This is a genomic window from Limnohabitans sp. 2KL-1 (genome assembly GCF_003063435.1).
In the GTDB taxonomy this organism is placed as follows: domain Bacteria; phylum Pseudomonadota; class Gammaproteobacteria; order Burkholderiales; family Burkholderiaceae_C; genus Limnohabitans_A.
Genome location: NZ_NESL01000008.1, coordinates 51,775 through 69,188 on the forward strand (window position 1 = coordinate 51,775; position 17,414 = coordinate 69,188).

The window sequence follows — 17,414 nt, forward strand, 5'->3', positions numbered from 1 at the left end:
GGGGTGTCCGGTGGTGGGTTTCAGGGCTTAAACAGTGGCTTTGTGCGAGATCGCGGCCTTGATGAAGGCGTTGAAGAGCGGGTGGCCGTCCCAAGGGGTGGACTTGAATTCAGGGTGGAACTGCACACCCACATACCAAGGGTGCACGGTTTGGGGCAGCTCAACGATCTCTGTCAGTTGCTCGCGCTGGGTCAACGCCGAAATCACCAAGCCCGCTTTGCGCAGCTCGTCCAAGTAATTGACGTTGGCTTCATACCGGTGGCGGTGGCGCTCGGTGACCACATCGCCATAAATCTGGTGAGCCAGCGTGCCGGGGGTCACGTCGGAGCTTTGCGCGCCCAGTCGCATGGTGCCGCCCAGGTCGGAGTTGGCGTCACGCACCTGGATAGAGCCGTCCGCGTCTTTCCATTCGTTGATCAAAGCAATCACGGGGAAGGGCGTCTCGGGCTCGAATTCGGTGCTGTTGGCGTCTTTCATCCCGGCCACATGGCGGGCATATTCGATGGTGGCCACTTGCATGCCCAAGCAGATGCCGAGATATGGCACTTTGTGGGTGCGTGCGTATTGGGCGGTTTCGATCTTGCCCTCGACACCGCGTTTGCCAAAGCCGCCGGGCACCAGCACGCCGTCAAAATTGGCCAAGCTGGCCACGGTTTCGGGGGTGATGGTTTCGGAATCGATGTGCTCGATCTTCACGCGCACATGGTTGCGCATGCCGGCGTGCTTGAGCGCTTCGTTGACCGATTTGTAGCTGTCGGTCAGTTCCACGTATTTGCCCACCATCGCAATCGTCACTTCGCCTTGCGGGTGCTCGGTGTCGTGCACCAGATCGTCCCAGCGCTTGAGGTTGGCTGGCGGTGTGTTCAGGCGCAGTTTGTCGCAGATCAGGCCGTCGAGGCCCTGTTCGTGCAACACGCGGGGCACTTTGTAGATGGTGTCCACGTCGGGCATGGAGATCACGCCCCAGCCTTGCACGTTGGTGAACAGCGAGATTTTTTCGCGCTCGTCGTCGGGGATGTAGCGGTCAGCGCGGCACAGCAGCGCATCAGGCTGGATGCCGATTTCGCGCAGTTTTTGCACCGTGTGCTGGGTGGGTTTGGTTTTCAGTTCACCCGCCGTGGCGATCCAGGGCAGGTAAGTCAGGTGCACAAAAGCGGTGTTGTTGGGGCCCAGACGCAGGCTGAGCTGGCGCACGGCTTCCAAAAATGGCAGCGATTCGATGTCGCCCACGGTGCCGCCGATCTCCACAATCGCCACATCCACGGCGTCGGGGGTGCCAAAACCGGCGCCGCGCTTGACGAAGTCCTGGATTTCGTTGGTGACGTGGGGGATGACCTGCACGGTCTTGCCCAGGTAGTCGCCACGGCGCTCTTTTTCGAGCACGCTTTTGTAGATCTGGCCGGTCGTGAAGTTGTTGGCCTTCTTCATCCGGGTGTTGATGAAGCGCTCGTAGTGGCCCAGGTCCAGGTCGGTTTCTGCGCCGTCGTCGGTCACAAACACCTCGCCGTGCTGGATCGGGCTCATGGTGCCGGGGTCGACGTTGAGGTAAGGGTCGAGCTTGATGAGGGTGACAGAGAGGCCGCGCGATTCAAGGATGGCAGCCAGAGAGGCGGAGGCGATTCCCTTGCCCAGGGAAGACACCACACCGCCGGTGACGAAGACGAATTTGGTCATGTCCAAGACGGGAGCTTGGCGCTCCCGGAAGGTGGAAATCGTGATTATAGACAGTCGGGTTTCGGGTTTTCCCGGTCGTCTGGCGATTCTTGCGGGTTTCCGTGCCGGGTCCTCGGTCGTTTTCCGCACCGGGGTGAGGGTTGGCCGGTCGGGCTCATACTCGCTTCGCTCGCCAAATCGCCCGATCCGTCCAGACCTCACCCCGGCGCTGCGTTGCGCTTGTATTTTGGTGGGAGCGAGCCCCTGCTCGCGAATGCCTGATGAGCCACCCTATCTGTTCGGCCGCAGGGGCAGCCTCCCACATCACATCCTTGGGCGCTTTTCTCTCTGCTACATTCCCCGCCATGAGCACATTGGCTGGAAAACACATCGTTCTGGGATTGTCAGGTGGCGTTGCCGCGTTCAAGTCTGCGGAACTCTGCCGCGCCCTGGTCAAGGCGGGCGTCACGGTTCAGGTCGTGATGACCGAGGCGGCCGAACACTTCATGACGGCGGTCACCATGCAGGCTTTGTCGGGCCGGCCGGTTTACACCTCGCAGTGGGACCCGCGTGAGGCCAACAACATGGCCCACATCAACCTGAGCCGCGAAGCTGATGCCATTGTGGTGGCCCCAGCCAGTGCGGATTTCATGTCCAAATTGCTGCACGGCGGTGCCGACGAACTGCTGAGCCTCATGTGTCTGGCACGGCCCATCGACAAAGTCCCGCTGATCGTGGCCCCCGCCATGAACCGCGAAATGTGGTCTAACCCAGCCACCCAGCGCAATGTGGCGCAACTCAAAGCCGATGGTGTGCATGTGCTCGATGTGGGGCAGGGTGATCAGGCCTGCGGCGAGACCGGCGACGGCCGCATGCTCGAAGCCGAAGAAATTCTGGAAGATCTGATGGCGTTTTTTGCGCCTAAGCGCATGGCCGGTCAGCGCGTGCTGGTGACTGCCGGGCCCACTTATGAAGCCATTGACCCGGTGCGCGGCATCACCAATTTGTCGAGCGGCAAGATGGGTTTTGCGATTGCGCGTGCCGCCCGCATGGCAGGGGCCGAGGTGACGCTGGTGGCTGGGCCTGTGCACCTGGCCACACCCCGGGGTGTGCAGCGCATCGATGTGCGCTCGGCGCGCCAGATGCTGGATGCGGTGCTGGCTGGGGTGGACGATGCCTCGGTGTTTGTGGCCACGGCTGCGGTGGCCGACTGGCGCCCGGACACACAGGCTGATCAGAAGATCAAGAAAGACGGCTCCGGCCAGACCCCGGCTTTGCGTTTTGTCGAGAACCCGGACATTCTGGCCACGGTGGCTGCTTCATCCCGCGCCCGGTCCGGAGACTTGTTTTGCGTGGGCTTTGCGGCCGAAAGCCATGATTTGCTGGCCCATGCCACCGCCAAGCGCATCCGCAAAGGGGTGCCGCTCCTGGTGGGAAACATCGGCCCAGCCACGTTCGGGCAAGACGACAACGCTTTGCTGCTGGTCGACGATGCCGGTGCCCGTGAACTGCCACACGGCAGCAAGCAAGATCTGGCGGTGCAGCTGATCGACGACATCGCCCGGCGCCTTTCATAAGTTTCTTGTCATTCAGGCGGCGCAGTACCGCCTGCACCCATTCAAAAATTGCCCATGAACATCGACCTCAAAATCATCGACGCCCGTATGGCCGACCAGTTGCCCGCTTACGCCACACCCGGCAGCGCGGGGCTGGATTTGCGCGCCTGTCTGGACGCACCCTTGACCTTGCAGCCCAATGCCTGGCAGCTGGTGCCCACCGGCATCGCGGTGCACCTGAAAGACCCGGGCTACGCCGCCATGCTGCTGCCGCGCTCGGGCCTGGGCCACAAGCATGGCATCGTGTTGGGCAATCTGGTGGGGCTGATCGACAGCGATTACCAGGGCCAGCTGATGGTCAGTGCCTGGAACCGCAGCGATGTGGCGTTCACCATCGAGCCGATGGAGCGCATCGCGCAGATGGTGATCGTGCCGGTGGTGCAGGCCACGTTCAACGTGGTCAAGGAATTTGATGCGCCCAGCGAGCGCGGTGAGGGCGGTTACGGTTCGACCGGCAAGAAATAAGCCTGAGCCCGCAGGTTGGAGCTTCAGCTCCGATGTTGCGAACCCGTGAGGCGTGTCGGGGCTAAAGCCTCCGACCTACCGCCATTTCAGTGGATTGTGGGCCCCGTGGGCGTGCCTTCGTCGCCCACTTCGATCTTGAAAAAGCCTGTGCCGCAGCTGCCGCTGCCCACTTCGGCTTCGGTCGGCTCGCGCACCGATTCGACCTTCAGGCTCAGGCGCAGCGCGATGCCTGACAGCGGGTGGTTGCCGTCCAGCACCACATGTTCGGGGTAAATCTCGGTCACGGTGTAGAGCACATTGCGCGGCGCGTCGGGGTGGCAGCCTTCGGGCAAGGCGGTGCCTTCGATGGTCAGGCCTTCTTCAAGACCGGGCGGGAACAGGGCGAGCGGCTCCAGAAACAGCAGGTGCTCGTCAAAGTCGCCAAAAGCGTCCTCGGGCTCCAGGTGCAAGTCGACCTTGGCCCCTTTTTCGTGGCCTTGCAGGGCCTCTTCGATTTTGGGCAGCAGGTCTTTGCCGCCAATGAAAAATTCAACGGGCTCATCCAGTGTGTCCAGAATTTCGCCCAGCGTGTCTTTGAGTGTCCAGGTCAGTGCGACCACGGAAGGTGTCTTGATTTCCATAGGACAATTGTCGCAGTTTGGCGGCCGGTTTTTGGCCGCCTTGTCTTTCAGAGGGGGCCTTTTGAGCCCCGCAACCGGATTCGGAACATGAACACAGATCAACCCCTGGCCCTGCTCGGTGGCCTGAGCCCCAGCCAATTCATGAAGCGCCACTGGCAGAAAAAGCCGTTGCTGGTGCGCCAGGCGATCCCGGGTTTTGTGCCCTGTGTGGGGCGCTCGGAACTGGTGGCGCTGGCCGGGCAAGACGGTGTGGAGTCGCGCCTGATCATCGATTCGGACAAGGGCTGGAAGATGAAGCACGGCCCCTTGCCCAAACGTAGCTTGCCGCCGTTCAGTCAGAAGAAATGGACTTTTCTGGTACAGGGCGTGGACTTGCACCACGATGGCGTGCATGCCTTGTTGCAGCAATTTCGCTTTGTGCCCGATGCGCGGCTTGATGATTTAATGATCAGCTACGCCAGTGATGGCGGCGGCGTGGGGCCGCACTTTGACAGCTACGACGTGTTTTTGCTGCAAGCCCACGGCCAGCGCCGCTGGCGCATTGGCCGCCAAAAAGACCTGAGCTTGCAGCCGGGCATGCCGCTGAAGATTTTGCAAAATTTTGAGGCGGAGGAGGAGTTCGTGCTCAACCCCGGTGACATGCTGTACCTGCCGCCCAAATATGCGCACGACGGCATTGCCGAAGGCGAGTGCATGACCTGGTCGATTGGTTTTCGCTCGCCTCAGGCCGGTGAGTTGGCCCGTGAGTTGTTGCTCGGCTTGGCCGACGAGGCTTTTGACGGTGTGGGGGATGCGTTGTACCGCGATCCAAGCCAAGCCGCCGTCGGCTCTCCGGCGGCCATTCCGCAGTCTTTGGCGGACTTCGCTCGACAAGGGATCGCAAAAGCATTGAAAAATCCCCATTTGCTGGAGAGTTTGCTGGGCGAGTACCTGACCGAGCCCAAGTCAAATGTCTGGTTTGACAGCCCCGAGAATGAGCCCGATTTGAGTCATGGGGCCCAACTCGATCGACGGACCCGGATGATGTACGACGAGCGACACATCTTTGTAAATGGTGAGAGCTTTCGGGTGGGTGGGCGGGATGCCGTGAATTTGCGAAAATTAGCCGATGATCGCTTCATTTCGGGTAAAAAAATCAGCACTTTGAGTGCGAATGCGCAAGAGGCGTTGCTGGATTGGGCGGCTGCCGGATGGTTGCACGGGTGTGAAAACCTTCGCGAATCTTGAATTTTGTACAGAGCAAATGCAAGTTGGCTGAAAGGATTGGTCAATTCTTTAAGGGAAAACGCTATAATTCGAGGCTGAGTACAAAAGAGCTCGAGTGCTTTTGACTCGGTCCCAATGACCTGACGGGTCGTTGTGACAATTTCCGGAAATTGTTTTCTCACTTACACACACTAGGAAAATCAAAATGAACAAGTCCCTCGTTCTGGCCGCCATCATCGCTGCTGCTGCTTTGGCCGCTTGCGGTAAAAAAGAAGAAGCTGCAGCTCCTGCTGCTGCACCAGCTGCTGCAGCTCCTGCTGCTGACGCTTCTGCTGCGCCAGCTGCTCCTGCCGCTGACGCTTCGGCTCCTGCTGCTGACGCTTCTGCTGCCAAGTAATTCACGGCAGCTTTCCGGTTTCAACCGGGAGCGCAAAAAACCCCGCATTGCGGGGTTTTTTTTCGTCCGGTGTTGTGGTTTTTCAGCGAAGCTCGGCTGCAATGAGCTTGAGTATGCGTTCGGCATCGGCAGATTGTTCTGCTTGCCCATTGGCGTTCAACACCCGAAGTTTGACTTGTGCTTCTGTGACAGCCGTCAGGCTGATCCTGTACTTGACCAGTGCAGACGGCGTGTCTTTCTTGCTGCTGAAAAGGCGGCTGAAAAAGCCCGGCTCCTGTACCGTTGTTCCCGGTGCAACGTAACGGACAAAGTAGATGCCGGAAGTGCGGTCACGGTCTTCTACAGTGAAGCCGCTTCGATCCAGTGCAACGCCTGTGCGACGCCACGCGCGATCCAATGAGTCGTTCAGCACGATCGTGGGTTGTCCGTCAAGGCGTGTCACTTGCGCGCTCGGCAGCACGGCAGCGGTGGCTGAACCGGCTGCTGTTTTGGCCGCTTCGGGTGATGAGCCGAGGGTGATCATCAGTCGGCGCAGGAACTCGATTTCCAGTTCCGGATCGCTGGGGCGCGGCTGCCAGATGGTTCTTTCCTTTTGTGCATCTGCATAGTTTTCGACCATGCCGCGGTGGGTGATGTAAATTTCAACGCCGCCTTGGGCATTGCGTTCCACCCGGGTTCTGAATTTGTCACGCTCGCCGGTGGAGTACAGCGAGTCCAGCACTTTGCCCAGAGTTTTGCGCACGAAGTCTTGTGGCAGCTTGGCCCGGTTTTCCGCCCATTCGGTTTCCATGATGCCCACCTCTGGTGTGTCGGTCACCAACACAAAACCATTGCTGGCCCAGAACTCCCGCAGGGATTCCCAAGCTTTGTCCGCAGGCATGGCGGCAACCAGCCAGCGCTGCTGACCTTGGCGTTCCAGTTTGACGTTGCCCAGCACATTGGCTGCGGTGCCGGCATCGGTCACTTTGCTGGCAGCGTTTTGGAAACCTGAAGCCGTTGCCGATGTGCTTTCGATGGCATAGCGCGAATCTTTGCGCAGCTGGGTCAGGTCAGGTGGAACTTCGAGGGTCGGCGCTTTGGCGGCACTTTTGTAATTGACCTTGTCTTCTTCCAGCACCGAACAGGCGCTGAGCAGGACTGCCAGTGCGGCCACGGTGGCCGTGCGCTGGAATGGAAAACGGGATGGGTTCACAAACAATCCTTTGATGGGAATCAGATCAGGCCGCTGGCTTTGAGTGCGGACTCGACCACCGGATGCAGGCCTTCAGACAACTCGGTCATGGGCAAACGCAAAGTGGGGCCTGACAGGCCCATGCGGTTCATGGCCCATTTCACGGGGATCGGGTTGGCTTCGACAAACAGGTTTTTGTGGACGGGCATGAGCTGGAACTGGATGCGCATGGCCTCGGCAATGTCGCCACGGATGGCCGCCATGCACAGTTCGTGCATCAGGCGAGGCGCCACGTTGGCGGTCACGCTGATATTGCCTGCACCGCCGCACAGCATCAGGGCCACGGCGGTCGGGTCATCACCAGAGTAAACGGCAAACTCCTTGGGCAGATCGCGGATCAGCCACTGGGCACGTTCGATGTTGCCCGTGGCTTCCTTGATGCCGACGATGCCGGGCACTTGGGCCAGTCGCAACACGGTATCGTGCTGCATATCGGCCACTGAGCGGCCGGGCACGTTGTACAAAATCACGGGCAGGTCGGGCGTGGCTTCGGCAATCGCACGGAAGTGGCGGTACTGGCCTTCTTGCGTGGGTTTGTTGTAGTAGGGCACGACTTGCAACTGGCAGTCGGCACCGACTTTTTTGGCAAATTGGGCCAGCTCAATCGCTTCGGCTGTCGAGTTGGCACCACAACCGGCCATGATTGGCACGCGGCCAGCGGCTTGTTCGACCGACACGCGGATGATTTCGCAGTGTTCTTCGACCGTGACAGTGGGGGACTCGCCCGTGGTGCCGACCACGCCGATGCAGTCGGTGCCTTCGGCCACATGCCAGTCGATCAGTTTTCGCAAAGTGGGGTAATCCACTTGGCCGTCTTCGAGCATGGGGGTGATCAGGGCAGGAATACTGCCTTTGATGGGGCGAAATTCGGTGGTCATCTGGAGTCGTTTTTGGCCAAAAAATACATTCTAACGAGGGAAGCCGTCTTTTCTTTGGCTTCGGGCCTGAGACCTTGGGTCCCGGTGGTGCCTTTGTGATGGCCTGGGTTCAACCCCCGTCCAGCGGGCAGCGCAAAACACCTGGCAGCGAAGTCGTGCGGATGGCCACAATGCGTTGCACAAAACGGTTGGTGTTGCTCTCAAACCCGTCTTCGTAAGCCACGGTGCGCAGGCCTGCGGTGGCCTGCAGCAGCTCCCCGGGTTGCAGCAAAAAGTCGGGGCGCGATGGTTTGCCCACGGTTTCGTTGCCGGCGGCAAAGGTCTCGTAAATCAACACGCCACCTTCGGCCACGCTTTGCACAATGACCGGCAGCAAAGGCCGCCAGAGGTAATGGGTCACGATCACCGCGTCAAATGTCTGTCCGGCCAGAGGCCAGGGGCCGTTTTCGATGTCGGCCAAAAGTGTGGTGCCCGCCGTGCTGGCCAGTGCCAGCGCATCCGGGTTGCTGTCCACTCCCGTGACCGCGTGGCCTTGCGACGCCAACCATCGCATGTGGCGGCCCGCCCCGCAGGCCACGTCCAGGGCGCGACCGGCTGGCGAAATCAGATGCGTCCAGCGTCGGACCCAGGCAGAAGCTTCTTCGGTGCCGTGCATAGTCAAAAATTCCCCATCAGAAACAGGACCACAGCTGTTCAGCCAGCAAGACGATCACGCCGGGCCTGGCGTACAGCCAGAACGTCAGGCCCAGTGCCATAACGGCGGCCAGCAACCAGGTGGTTTTGTGGATGTTCATGCGGTTTGCGGCGCGTGGCGTGCGATGGCGCTTTCGCGCACGGGCAGGTTCACCAGCGCGGCAAACACGCCCAGCGCGATCGACAAGTACCAGACAATGTCGTAGCTGCCGGTTTGGTCATACAGATAGCCGCCCAGCCACACGCCCATGAACGAGCCGATTTGGTGGCTGAAAAAGATGAAGCCGCTGAGCATGGACAAATGCGCCACCCCGAAAATCTGGGCGACAGCCGCATTGGTCGGCGGCACGGTGGACAACCACAGCAAACCCATCACGGCCGAAAAGATGTAAACGCTGGTGGGCGTGAGCGGGGCCAGCAAAAACAGCGTGATCGCCACCGAGCGGGAGATGTAAATGATGGCCAGGATGTTCTTTTTGGCCATTTTCTGGCCCATCGTGCCGGCGATGTACGTGCCAAACACATTGAACAGCCCGATCAGAGCCAGCGCATAACTGGCCACCTGGGGCGCCAGACCGTGGTCTTTCAGGTAGCTGGGCATGTGCACGCCAATGAACACCACCTGAAAACCGCACACAAAATAGCCTGCCATCAAGAGCTGAAAGCTGGGGTACTGAAAAGCCTCTTTCAGTGATTGCGCAATGGTTTGCTCGCGCTTGGCCGGGCCCTGGCTGTGCAAGGCCGGTTCGCGCAAGCCCCATGCCAGCGGAATGATCAAGGCGGTGGCTGCGGCCAAAATGAGCAAAGCCCCTTGCCAGCCCGCCTGACCGATCAGCATGCCTTCAACGGGAACCATCAGAAACTGGCCAAAACTGCCCGCCGCCGCAGCAATGCCCATGGCCCATGAGCGCCGCTCGGCTGGCACGTTGCGCCCGATTACCCCGTAAATCACCGCATAGGTCGTTCCGGCTTGAGCGGTGCCGATGATGACCCCGGTGAAGAGCGCAAACATCCAGGGCGTCTGGGCCTGCGACATGCCCACCAGCCCCAATGCGTAGAGCAGGGCACCGGCAGTGATCACCCGAAAAGCCCCGAATTTGTCGGCCAGCATGCCTGCAAAAATGCCCATCAAGCCCCATGACAGGTTCTGGATGGCCATGGCGAAGGCAAATTCCTGGCGGCCCCAGCCCTGGGTCTGGGTGACCGGTTGCAGCCACAGGCCAAAGCCGTGGCGGATGCCCATGGAGAGGGTCACGATGGCGGCGCCGCAGGCCAGCACCTGGAATAAAGACAAGGGTTTGTGTTGCATGCACTGACTGTAACCAATCCCAGCCCGAAATCGGGTCAGCGCTGGGACAGTGCGCGCTGCAAAAGAGCCAGCCCGGACCCTGTCCGCGATGGCTGGTGGCGTGACGGGCAGGGGGCGGGTCACTGGCTTCAAATGAGGGCTGTTTTTTTATCCAGTAGGTCGCCATAAATCCCACTACAATCCGCCACCATGGCTACCCAATCAACTGTCAAAACCTCCAACGAGTATTCCGAAGGCTCGATCCGTGTCCTGAAAGGCCTGGAGCCTGTCAAGCAGCGGCCGGGCATGTACACCCGCACCGACAACCCCTTGCACATCATCCAGGAAGTGCTGGACAACGCCGCCGACGAAGCGCTGGCGGGCTACGGTAAAAAAATCAAAGTCACCCTGCACGCCGACGGCTCGGTGGGCATCGAAGACGATGGCCGGGGCATTCCGTTTGGCCTGCACCCCGAAGAAAAAGCCCCGGTGATCGAGCTGGTGTTCACCCGCTTGCACGCGGGCGGCAAGTTCGACAAGGGCAAGGGCGGGGCTTACAGCTTCTCGGGTGGCTTGCACGGCGTGGGCGTGAGCGTGACCAATGCGCTGTCCAAGCGCCTGGAAGCCACCAGCCACCGCGAAGGGCAGGTGGCCACGCTGGTGTTTTCCGGTGGCGATGTGGTCGAGCCGCTGGTGTCGCGTGCGCAGGAAGCGGGGGACCGCAAACAAGGCACCTCGGTGCGCGTGTGGCCCGATGTCAAATATTTCGACTCGCCCGCGCTGCCCATGGGCGAGCTGACGCATCTGCTGCGCAGCAAAGCCGTGCTCATGCCCGGCGTGAGCGTCAGCCTGGTGAATGAAAAAACCAAGGAAACCCAGACCTGGCAATACAAAGGGGGCTTGGGCGACTACCTGACCCAGACCCTGACGGCCGACCCGGTGATTCCGCTGTTTGCGGGCGAAGGCTTTGCCGACGGCAACAACGACAGCTTTGCCGAAGGCGAAGGGGCCAGCTGGGCGGTGGCGTTCACCGAAGACGGCGCCCCGGTGCGCGAGAGCTACGTGAATTTGATCCCCACCAGCGCAGGCGGCACGCACGACAGTGGCTTGCGCGATGGCCTGTTCACCGCCGTCAAGAGCTTCATTGAATTGCATGGTTTGCTGCCCAAAGGCGTCAAGCTCATGCCCGAAGACGTGTTCGCTCGCGCCAGCTATGTGCTGAGCGCCAAGGTGCTCGATCCTCAGTTTCAGGGGCAGGTCAAGGAGCGCCTGAACTCGCGTGACGCGGTGCGTCTGATCTCCAGTTTTGTGCGCCCGGCCCTGGAGCTGTGGCTCAACGAGCATGTGGACTACGGGAAAAAGCTGGCCGAGCTGGCCATCAAAGCCGCCCAGTCGCGCCAGAAAGCGGGCCAGAAGGTCGAAAAACGCAAAAGCTCCGGCGTGGCGGTGCTGCCTGGCAAGCTGACCGACTGCGAAAGCAAAGACATCCTGCACAACGAAGTGTTTCTGGTCGAGGGCGATTCGGCCGGCGGCAGCGCCAAGATGGGCCGCAACAAAGAGTGCCAGGCCATCTTGCCCCTGCGCGGCAAGGTGCTCAACACCTGGGAAGTGGACCGCGACCGCTTGTTTGCCAACAACGAAATCCATGACATTTCGGTGGCCATCGGCGTGGACCCGCACGGGCCCAACGACAACCCCGACATGAGCAACCTGCGCTACGGCAAGGTCTGCATCTTGAGCGATGCGGACGTGGACGGCTCGCACATCCAGGTGCTGCTGCTCACCTTGTTTTTCCGCCATTTCCCCAAGCTGATCGAAGCAGGACACTTGTATGTGGCGCGGCCGCCGCTGTTCCGGGTCGATGCACCCGCACGCGGCAAAAAACCGGCCTCCAAAGCCTATGCGCTGGACGAAGGCGAGCTGACCGCCATCATCGACAAGCTGCGCAAGGACGGCGTCAAAGAAGGCGGCTGGAGCATCAGCCGCTTCAAGGGTCTGGGCGAGATGAGTGCCGAGCAGCTGTGGGACACCACGCTCAACCCCGACACGCGCCGCCTGCTGCCCATCGAGCTGGGCCCGCTGGACAACGCGGGGACCGAAAACCTGATGATGCAGCTGATGGGCAAAGGCGAAGCTGCGGCGCGGCGCGAGCTGATGGAGCTGCATGGCGACTCGATTGAAATCGATGTGTAAATCGGTGTCAATTCTTACTTGGTAATACAATGCAATGGTGCTTTCACCAGCACCCAGATCAACCCGGAGGTCAACCATGCTTTCCACGCTGACCAGCAAAGGCCAAGTCACCATTCCGCAAGCCCTGCGCCAGCAACTGGGCTTGATGCCGGGGCAAGCGGTGACGTTTGACCTCAGTGCCGACGCCAGTTGTATCACCTTGCGCCCCGCAGTCCCTGCCAAAAAGTCGCCCCAACCCGGTTTTGGCATGGTCAAAGTCAAGGGGCCGCACGTGGCTGCCGATTGGGATGCGGCTCAAGCGCTCAAGCCATGAAGCAACGCACCTCGCAGCTGACGGCGTTGGACACCAATGTGTTGGCGCGTTATTACGTGCAGGCCGAGCAAACCGATGCCGCCACGGCGCTCCAATGTGAGCATGCCCGTGCCTTGCTGGAGAGTGGCAAACCCCTCTTCGTGGCCACCACCGTGGCCTTGGAGTTGGAGTGGGTTTTGCGTGGGTTCTACAAACTGGAGGCACGCACTGTGGCCAAGGTGTTCAACCACTTGCTCAGCATGCCCCAGGTGCAAATGCAAGACCGCCAAGCCTTGCAAAGTGCCTGCGATGCCTTGAGCCAAGGTTTCGACTTTGCCGATGCCTTGCACCATGCCAGCAGCCGCCAGTGCGATGTGCTGGTCACCTTTGATGCCAAAGGCTTTGCCAAGCGGGCCACTGCAAAAGGTTGGGTGCCCAAGGTGCTCGTTCCCTAAACCCTGAGCTTCAATTTCCCATGACTTTAGCTTACCAATTGCGCATTGAATTGCGCGATTTCAAACCCGCTATTTACCGCGATGTGCTGGTCGTTCTGCTTGTATTTTTTGGCGTTCAATTTCAAACAATCGCACCATCAATACTGAAAACCATATGATCGACGCACACCATTTTCGCGCCTTTGCCTTGCATTTGGGGTTTTCGGCAGACGGCCAAGAAGTCAGCGACGTTTTGCACAAAAGCTATGGCGAGAACGGAGAGGTCATCCGTATTGATTTCAGCAAGCAAAGCATTGATTACCCGAAACTGCATGGTTTCAAGGTCAACCGTGCAGACACCTGCAACTTCTCGTCATCTGAAAACGCAGTGGTTTTGGAATGCGTCCATCGGCTGCTTGAAAAGGGTTATAAACCCCAGCACATTGAGTTGGAGCCCGAGTGGAAACTGGGGCACGGCGGCAAAAGCGGACGGGCTGATATCTTGGTGCGTGACCAACAGGGCGCAGCTCTGCTGATCATTGAATGCAAAACCGCTGGCCGTGAATTTGACAAAGCCTGGAAAGACACACTCGAAGACGGTGCTCAACTCATCAGCTATGTCGAGCAAGAAAAGGCCACGCAATTCATTTGCCTTTACGCCAGTGAATTTGATGCCAAAGCAGGCCAAGTCAAAACCAGTCAACGCATCATCAGCGTCAAAGACAACCCGCAAATTTTGCTTGACCAGCCCAAGGCGCAATCGTTCAAAGAGGCCACCAACGCCAAGGAACGTTTCAAAGCCTGGAAAGATACCTACCGCCAAGAGTTCACCGAAGTTGGCATTTTTGAGGGCAACATCCAGCCCTACCAAATCGGCAAAAGCAAATACACCTTTGCTGACGATACGCGGCCGCTGGCTGCCACCGACATCAAAGGCAAATACCACGACTTTCGAGTCATTTTGCGCAAACACAATGTGTCGCGCCGTGAAAACGCTTTTGAGGTTCTGGTCAATCTCTTCGTCTGCAAAATCGTGGACGAAATGGAGCATCCCGACGACCTGCGATTTTACTGGAAGGGCATTGCCTACGACAACTATTACGACTTGGTCGACCGTCTGCAAGCCCTTTACAAAACTGGCATCCACACGCCATTGTCAAGCCATGACCACATCCCAAACCGTCCAACTGTTTGAGTCCACCCGTGTGCGCTCGCATTGGGACGCCGCGCAGGAGAAGTGGTTTTTCTCTGTGGTGGATGTGGTGCAGGTGCTGACAGACAGCATCAACCCTACCGACTATCTGAAAAAATTGCGAAAACGCGATGTCGAGTTAGGCAGCTACCTGGGGACAAATTGTCCCCAGGTGGGTATGCCCAGTGCGTCCGGGGTCATGCGCAAAACCCTGGCAGCGGATGTACCCACACTTTTGCGCCTGATCCAGTCCATCCCCTCACCCAAGGCGGAGCCATTCAAGCGTTGGCTGGCCAAGGTGGGCCATGAGCGCATGCAAGAAATGGCAGACCCCGCGCAAAGCCTGGACCGTGCCCGTGAGAACTGGCAAAAGCTGGGGCGCAGCGACAAGTGGATTCAGCAGCGCATGACGGGCCAAGAAACCCGCAACAAATTGACCGATTATTGGAAAGAAAGCGGTGTTGAAAAGGCGGACGAATTCGCGCTGCTGACCAACATCATTCACCAAGAATGGACGGGCTTGAGCGTGCTGGCACACAAGTCGCTTAAGTCTTTGAAAACGCAGAACCTGCGTGACCACATGAGCGAGGCGGAGCTCATCTTCACCGCATTGGCCGAACTGTCCACCCGCCAGATTGCGGAGACTGAGGAAGCCAAAGGCCTGCAACAAAACGCCCAAGCTGGCAAAGAAGGCGGCCGAGTGGCCAAGCGCGCCAAAGACGATCTGGAAAAACGCACGGGGCAAAAAGTGGTGACGGGCAGTAACTTTTTGCCGCCCGGCAAATCCATGCCCGTTCAGATATCCGCCACACCCGAACGCAAAACCAACAATTCTCAGAAAAAATGACCGATTTGCTGACCCCTGAAGCTCCTTTGCAACCTGCAGCCCCCGAAGGCGACCACCTGGGCGCTTACGCCCAGCGGGCCTACCTCGAGTACGCGCTGTCCGTCGTCAAAGGCCGCGCCTTGCCCGATGTGTGCGACGGCCAAAAGCCGGTGCAGCGGCGCATTTTGTATTCGATGGACCGCATGGGTTTGTCGTACAGCGGCCCGAACAACAACACTGCTGCCAAACCCGTCAAAAGCGCCCGCGTGGTGGGCGATGTGCTGGGCCGTTACCACCCGCACGGCGACACGGCGGCGTATGACGCGCTGGTGCGCATGGCGCAAGACTTTTCGCAGCGCTACCCACTCATCGACGGACAGGGCAACTTTGGCAGCCGCGATGGCGACGGTGCCGCCGCCATGCGTTACACCGAAGCGCGCTTGTCGCGCATCACCAGCTTGTTGCTGGATGAGATCGACATGGGCACGGTGGATTTCATCCCCAACTACGACGGCTCCACCGAAGAGCCGCGCCAGCTGCCCGCGCGCTTGCCCTTCAGTTTGCTCAACGGCGCCAGCGGCATTGCCGTGGGCCTGGCCACCGAGATCCCCAGCCACAACTTGCGCGAAGTGGCCGACGCCTGCGCGGCGCTGATCAAGAATGACAAGCTCAGCGACAGCGAGTTGATGGCCATCATCCCCGGCCCCGACTACCCCGGTGGCGGCCAGATCATCAGCCCGGCCAGCGACATTGCCGACGCCTACCGCACCGGCCGCGGCAGCCTCAAAGTGCGCGCCCGCTGGAAGATCGAAGAGTTGGCCCGTGGCCAATGGCAACTGGTGGTGACCGAGCTGCCGCAAGGCGTCAGCTCGCAGCGCGTGCTGGAAGAGATCGAAGAACTCACCAACCCCAAAGTCAAAGCCGGCAAAAAAGCGCTCAGCGCTGACCAAGTGTTGCTCAAAGCCAGCATGCTGGCCGTGCTCGACGTGGTGCGCGACGAATCGAGCAAAGACGCCGCCGTGCGCCTGGTGTTCGAGCCCAAGACCAGCCGCATCGAACAGCAGGAACTCATCACGGCCTTGCTGGCCCACACGAGCCTGGAAACGTCTGCGCCGATCAATATGACATCGGTGGGCATCGACGGTAAACCGATTCAGAAGTCGCTGCGCCAGATGTTGGTGGAGTGGATCAGCTTCCGCCAGACCACCATCACCCGCCGCAGCCAGCATCGCCTGAACAAAGTGCTGGACCGCATCCATATCTTGGAAGGCCGCCAGCTGGTGTTGCTGAACATCGACGAGGTGATCCGCATCATCCGCCACAGCGACGAGCCCAAGCCCGCGCTGATGGAAGCCTTCAAACTCAGCGACCGTCAGGCCGAGGACATTCTTGAGATTCGCCTGCGCCAACTGGCCCGACTGGAAGCCATCAAGATCGAGCAAGAGCTGAGCGAGTTGCGTGGAGAGCAGGGCAAGCTCGAAGAAATTTTGGGCAGCCCCGCCGCGCTGCGCCGCCTGATGATCAAAGAGATCGAAGCGGATGCCAAAACCTTTGCCGACCCACGCCGCACGCTGATCCAGGAAGAGAAAAAAGCCGTGGCCGAAGTCAAGGTGGTGGACGAACCGGTGACGGTGGTTGTGTCGGAAAAAGGCTGGGTGCGGGCTCGCACGGGTCACGGCCACGACGCCACCAGCTTCGCGTTCAAGGCGGGCGACGGTCTGTATGGCACCTTCGAATGCCGCACGGTGGATCAGCTCATCATCTTTGGCAGCAACGGCCGCATCTACAGCGTGCCTGTGGCCACGCTGCCCGGCGCACGCGGCGACGGCCAGCCCGTGACCACACTGATCGAGCTGGAACCCACCACGCAAATCGCCCACTATTTCGCAGGACCAGCCAATGCCACGCTCCTGCTGAGCGGCTCAGGCGGCTACGGCTTCATGGCCTCGGTTGAAAACATGATTTCGCGCAACAAAGCGGGCAAAGCCTTTATCAGCCTGGGCGACGGCGAAACCGTGTGCGTGCCCAGCCATGTGAGCGGCTCCAGCGCCACTGTGCCCGCCGACAAACAGCCCATGCCAGCGGCGACCAGCGTGTGCTGCGCCAGCGCGGGTGGCCGTGTGCTCACTTTTGAGATCAGCGAACTCAAAACCATGGAAAAAGGCGGCCGGGGCCTGATGCTGATCGACCTGGAAGCCAAAGACACTTTGGCCGGCGCTGCGGCCTACACCCGCAGCGTGAAGATTGAAGGCATTGGCCGAGGCGGCAAGGATCGCGAAGAAACGCTCGAAATTCGCAGCCTGAACAACGCCAAAGCGGCGCGGGCCAAGAAGGGCCGTGTGGCGGATTTGGGGTTCAAGCCGAACCGGGTGACGCGGGTGGAGTGAGGGTTTGAAGTAGAACCCCCTTGCTGCATATTTTTTAAGCACG

General features: G+C 59.8%; 18 protein-coding genes. 11 read left to right on the forward strand and 7 right to left on the reverse strand.

What is annotated here, in order from left to right; genetic code table 11:
* Window positions 1-27 precede the first annotated feature (27 nt).
* A complete protein-coding gene (locus B9Z47_RS14560) occupies window positions 28-1,674 on the reverse strand; it encodes a CTP synthase (protein WP_108331963.1) in 1,647 nt (548 codons plus the stop codon).
* A gap of 344 nt (window positions 1,675-2,018) precedes the next feature.
* Here B9Z47_RS14560 and coaBC point away from each other — a divergent pair, with 344 nt between their 5' ends.
* Window positions 2,019-3,230 carry a bifunctional phosphopantothenoylcysteine decarboxylase/phosphopantothenate--cysteine ligase CoaBC gene (coaBC, locus tag B9Z47_RS14565; protein ID WP_108331964.1) on the forward strand — a complete coding sequence of 404 codons (1,212 nt, stop codon included), beginning with the start codon at window positions 2,019-2,021 and terminating at the stop codon, window positions 3,228-3,230.
* 54 nt (window positions 3,231-3,284) lie between these two features.
* Entirely contained in the window at window positions 3,285-3,734 is a 450-nt protein-coding gene (gene dut, locus B9Z47_RS14570) for a dUTP diphosphatase (RefSeq protein ID WP_108331965.1), read from the forward strand.
* A gap of 86 nt (window positions 3,735-3,820) precedes the next feature.
* Here dut and B9Z47_RS14575 read toward each other — a convergent pair whose 3' ends face one another.
* The gene (locus tag B9Z47_RS14575) at window positions 3,821-4,354 is read right to left on the reverse strand and encodes a peptidylprolyl isomerase (RefSeq protein ID WP_108331966.1); all 534 of its coding nucleotides are present in this window, start codon (window positions 4,352-4,354) and stop codon (window positions 3,821-3,823) included.
* An 87-nt stretch (window positions 4,355-4,441) separates the two neighbouring features.
* Between B9Z47_RS14575 and B9Z47_RS14580 the strand changes: the two genes are divergently transcribed.
* On the forward strand, window positions 4,442-5,581 hold the full coding sequence (locus B9Z47_RS14580) for a cupin domain-containing protein (protein ID WP_108331967.1): 1,140 nt from the start codon (window positions 4,442-4,444) through the stop codon (window positions 5,579-5,581).
* Window positions 5,582-5,765: 184 nt separating this feature from the next.
* Window positions 5,766-5,957, forward strand: coding sequence for a hypothetical protein (locus B9Z47_RS14585; protein ID WP_108331968.1), 192 nt, complete (start codon window positions 5,766-5,768; stop codon window positions 5,955-5,957).
* 82 nt (window positions 5,958-6,039) lie between these two features.
* On the opposite strand, the gene bamC is transcribed toward B9Z47_RS14585, so the two are convergent.
* The 5 genes from bamC to B9Z47_RS14605 form a co-directional block, all read right to left on the reverse strand.
* Window positions 6,040-7,149 (reverse strand): outer membrane protein assembly factor BamC, encoded by a 1,110-nt coding sequence (bamC, locus tag B9Z47_RS14590; RefSeq protein WP_233253825.1) that lies wholly within the window; start codon window positions 7,147-7,149, stop codon window positions 6,040-6,042.
* Between the two features lie 20 nt (window positions 7,150-7,169).
* Entirely contained in the window at window positions 7,170-8,066 is an 897-nt protein-coding gene (gene dapA, locus B9Z47_RS14595) for a 4-hydroxy-tetrahydrodipicolinate synthase (protein ID WP_108331969.1), read from the reverse strand.
* Window positions 8,067-8,175: 109 nt separating this feature from the next.
* Window positions 8,176-8,721, reverse strand: coding sequence for a bifunctional 2-polyprenyl-6-hydroxyphenol methylase/3-demethylubiquinol 3-O-methyltransferase UbiG (locus B9Z47_RS14600; RefSeq protein WP_108331970.1), 546 nt, complete (start codon window positions 8,719-8,721; stop codon window positions 8,176-8,178).
* Between the two features lie 16 nt (window positions 8,722-8,737).
* Window positions 8,738-8,860, reverse strand: coding sequence for a hypothetical protein (locus tag B9Z47_RS19125; RefSeq protein ID WP_255418468.1), 123 nt, complete (start codon window positions 8,858-8,860; stop codon window positions 8,738-8,740).
* Window positions 8,857-10,068, reverse strand: coding sequence for an MFS transporter (locus B9Z47_RS14605; RefSeq protein ID WP_108331971.1), 1,212 nt, complete (start codon window positions 10,066-10,068; stop codon window positions 8,857-8,859). Before B9Z47_RS14605 ends, B9Z47_RS19125 begins: the two co-directional genes overlap by 4 nt.
* 189 nt (window positions 10,069-10,257) lie before the next feature.
* Between B9Z47_RS14605 and B9Z47_RS14610 the strand changes: the two genes are divergently transcribed.
* The 7 genes from B9Z47_RS14610 (at window position 10,258) to parC (ending at window position 17,371) form a co-directional block, all read left to right on the forward strand.
* Window positions 10,258-12,240 (forward strand): DNA topoisomerase IV subunit B, encoded by a 1,983-nt coding sequence (locus tag B9Z47_RS14610; protein ID WP_108331972.1) that lies wholly within the window; start codon window positions 10,258-10,260, stop codon window positions 12,238-12,240.
* A 76-nt stretch (window positions 12,241-12,316) separates the two neighbouring features.
* Window positions 12,317-12,553 carry an AbrB/MazE/SpoVT family DNA-binding domain-containing protein gene (locus B9Z47_RS14615; RefSeq protein WP_108331973.1) on the forward strand — a complete coding sequence of 79 codons (237 nt, stop codon included), beginning with the start codon at window positions 12,317-12,319 and terminating at the stop codon, window positions 12,551-12,553.
* The gene (locus tag B9Z47_RS14620) at window positions 12,550-12,987 is read left to right on the forward strand and encodes a type II toxin-antitoxin system VapC family toxin (protein ID WP_108331974.1); all 438 of its coding nucleotides are present in this window, start codon (window positions 12,550-12,552) and stop codon (window positions 12,985-12,987) included. The genes B9Z47_RS14615 and B9Z47_RS14620 overlap by 4 nt, the downstream gene beginning before the upstream one ends.
* Before the next feature lie 20 nt (window positions 12,988-13,007).
* Complete coding sequence (locus B9Z47_RS18470; RefSeq protein ID WP_146185812.1) at window positions 13,008-13,145, forward strand: plasmid pRiA4b ORF-3 family protein; 138 nt, start codon at window positions 13,008-13,010, stop codon at window positions 13,143-13,145.
* Window positions 13,142-14,161: a type I restriction enzyme HsdR N-terminal domain-containing protein gene (locus B9Z47_RS14625; RefSeq protein ID WP_108331975.1), complete on the forward strand. Its 1,020-nt coding sequence runs from the start codon at window positions 13,142-13,144 to the stop codon at window positions 14,159-14,161. Before B9Z47_RS18470 ends, B9Z47_RS14625 begins: the two co-directional genes overlap by 4 nt.
* Window positions 14,130-15,005 carry a Bro-N domain-containing protein gene (locus tag B9Z47_RS14630; RefSeq protein ID WP_108331976.1) on the forward strand — a complete coding sequence of 292 codons (876 nt, stop codon included), beginning with the start codon at window positions 14,130-14,132 and terminating at the stop codon, window positions 15,003-15,005. The genes B9Z47_RS14625 and B9Z47_RS14630 overlap by 32 nt, the downstream gene beginning before the upstream one ends.
* Entirely contained in the window at window positions 15,002-17,371 is a 2,370-nt protein-coding gene (gene parC, locus B9Z47_RS14635; protein WP_108331977.1) for a DNA topoisomerase IV subunit A, read from the forward strand. The genes B9Z47_RS14630 and parC overlap by 4 nt, the downstream gene beginning before the upstream one ends.
* Window positions 17,372-17,414 lie beyond the last annotated feature (43 nt).

Excerpts from the sequence above, each read along its gene's own strand:
- B9Z47_RS18470 (WP_146185812.1), top strand. The coding sequence starts at position 13,008 with ATGACTTTAGCTTACCAATTGCGCATTGAATTGCGCGATTTCAAACCC.
- B9Z47_RS14630 (WP_108331976.1), top strand. The coding sequence starts at position 14,130 with ATGACCACATCCCAAACCGTCCAACTGTTTGAGTCCACCCGTGTGCGC.
- B9Z47_RS14615 (WP_108331973.1), top strand. The coding sequence starts at position 12,317 with ATGCTTTCCACGCTGACCAGCAAAGGCCAAGTCACCATTCCGCAAGCC.
- dut (WP_108331965.1), top strand. The coding sequence starts at position 3,285 with ATGAACATCGACCTCAAAATCATCGACGCCCGTATGGCCGACCAGTTG.
- B9Z47_RS14625 (WP_108331975.1), top strand. The coding sequence starts at position 13,142 with ATGATCGACGCACACCATTTTCGCGCCTTTGCCTTGCATTTGGGGTTT.
- B9Z47_RS14605 (WP_108331971.1), bottom strand. The coding sequence starts at position 10,068 with ATGCAACACAAACCCTTGTCTTTATTCCAGGTGCTGGCCTGCGGCGCC.
- B9Z47_RS14585 (WP_108331968.1), top strand. The coding sequence starts at position 5,766 with ATGAACAAGTCCCTCGTTCTGGCCGCCATCATCGCTGCTGCTGCTTTG.
- B9Z47_RS14580 (WP_108331967.1), top strand. The coding sequence starts at position 4,442 with ATGAACACAGATCAACCCCTGGCCCTGCTCGGTGGCCTGAGCCCCAGC.
- B9Z47_RS14620 (WP_108331974.1), top strand. The coding sequence starts at position 12,550 with ATGAAGCAACGCACCTCGCAGCTGACGGCGTTGGACACCAATGTGTTG.
- parC (WP_108331977.1), top strand. The coding sequence starts at position 15,002 with ATGACCGATTTGCTGACCCCTGAAGCTCCTTTGCAACCTGCAGCCCCC.
- B9Z47_RS14600 (WP_108331970.1), bottom strand. The coding sequence starts at position 8,721 with ATGCACGGCACCGAAGAAGCTTCTGCCTGGGTCCGACGCTGGACGCAT.
- B9Z47_RS14610 (WP_108331972.1), top strand. The coding sequence starts at position 10,258 with ATGGCTACCCAATCAACTGTCAAAACCTCCAACGAGTATTCCGAAGGC.
- B9Z47_RS19125 (WP_255418468.1), bottom strand. The coding sequence starts at position 8,860 with ATGAACATCCACAAAACCACCTGGTTGCTGGCCGCCGTTATGGCACTG.
- B9Z47_RS14560 (WP_108331963.1), bottom strand. The coding sequence starts at position 1,674 with ATGACCAAATTCGTCTTCGTCACCGGCGGTGTGGTGTCTTCCCTGGGC.
- coaBC (WP_108331964.1), top strand. The coding sequence starts at position 2,019 with ATGAGCACATTGGCTGGAAAACACATCGTTCTGGGATTGTCAGGTGGC.
- B9Z47_RS14575 (WP_108331966.1), bottom strand. The coding sequence starts at position 4,354 with ATGGAAATCAAGACACCTTCCGTGGTCGCACTGACCTGGACACTCAAA.
- dapA (WP_108331969.1), bottom strand. The coding sequence starts at position 8,066 with ATGACCACCGAATTTCGCCCCATCAAAGGCAGTATTCCTGCCCTGATC.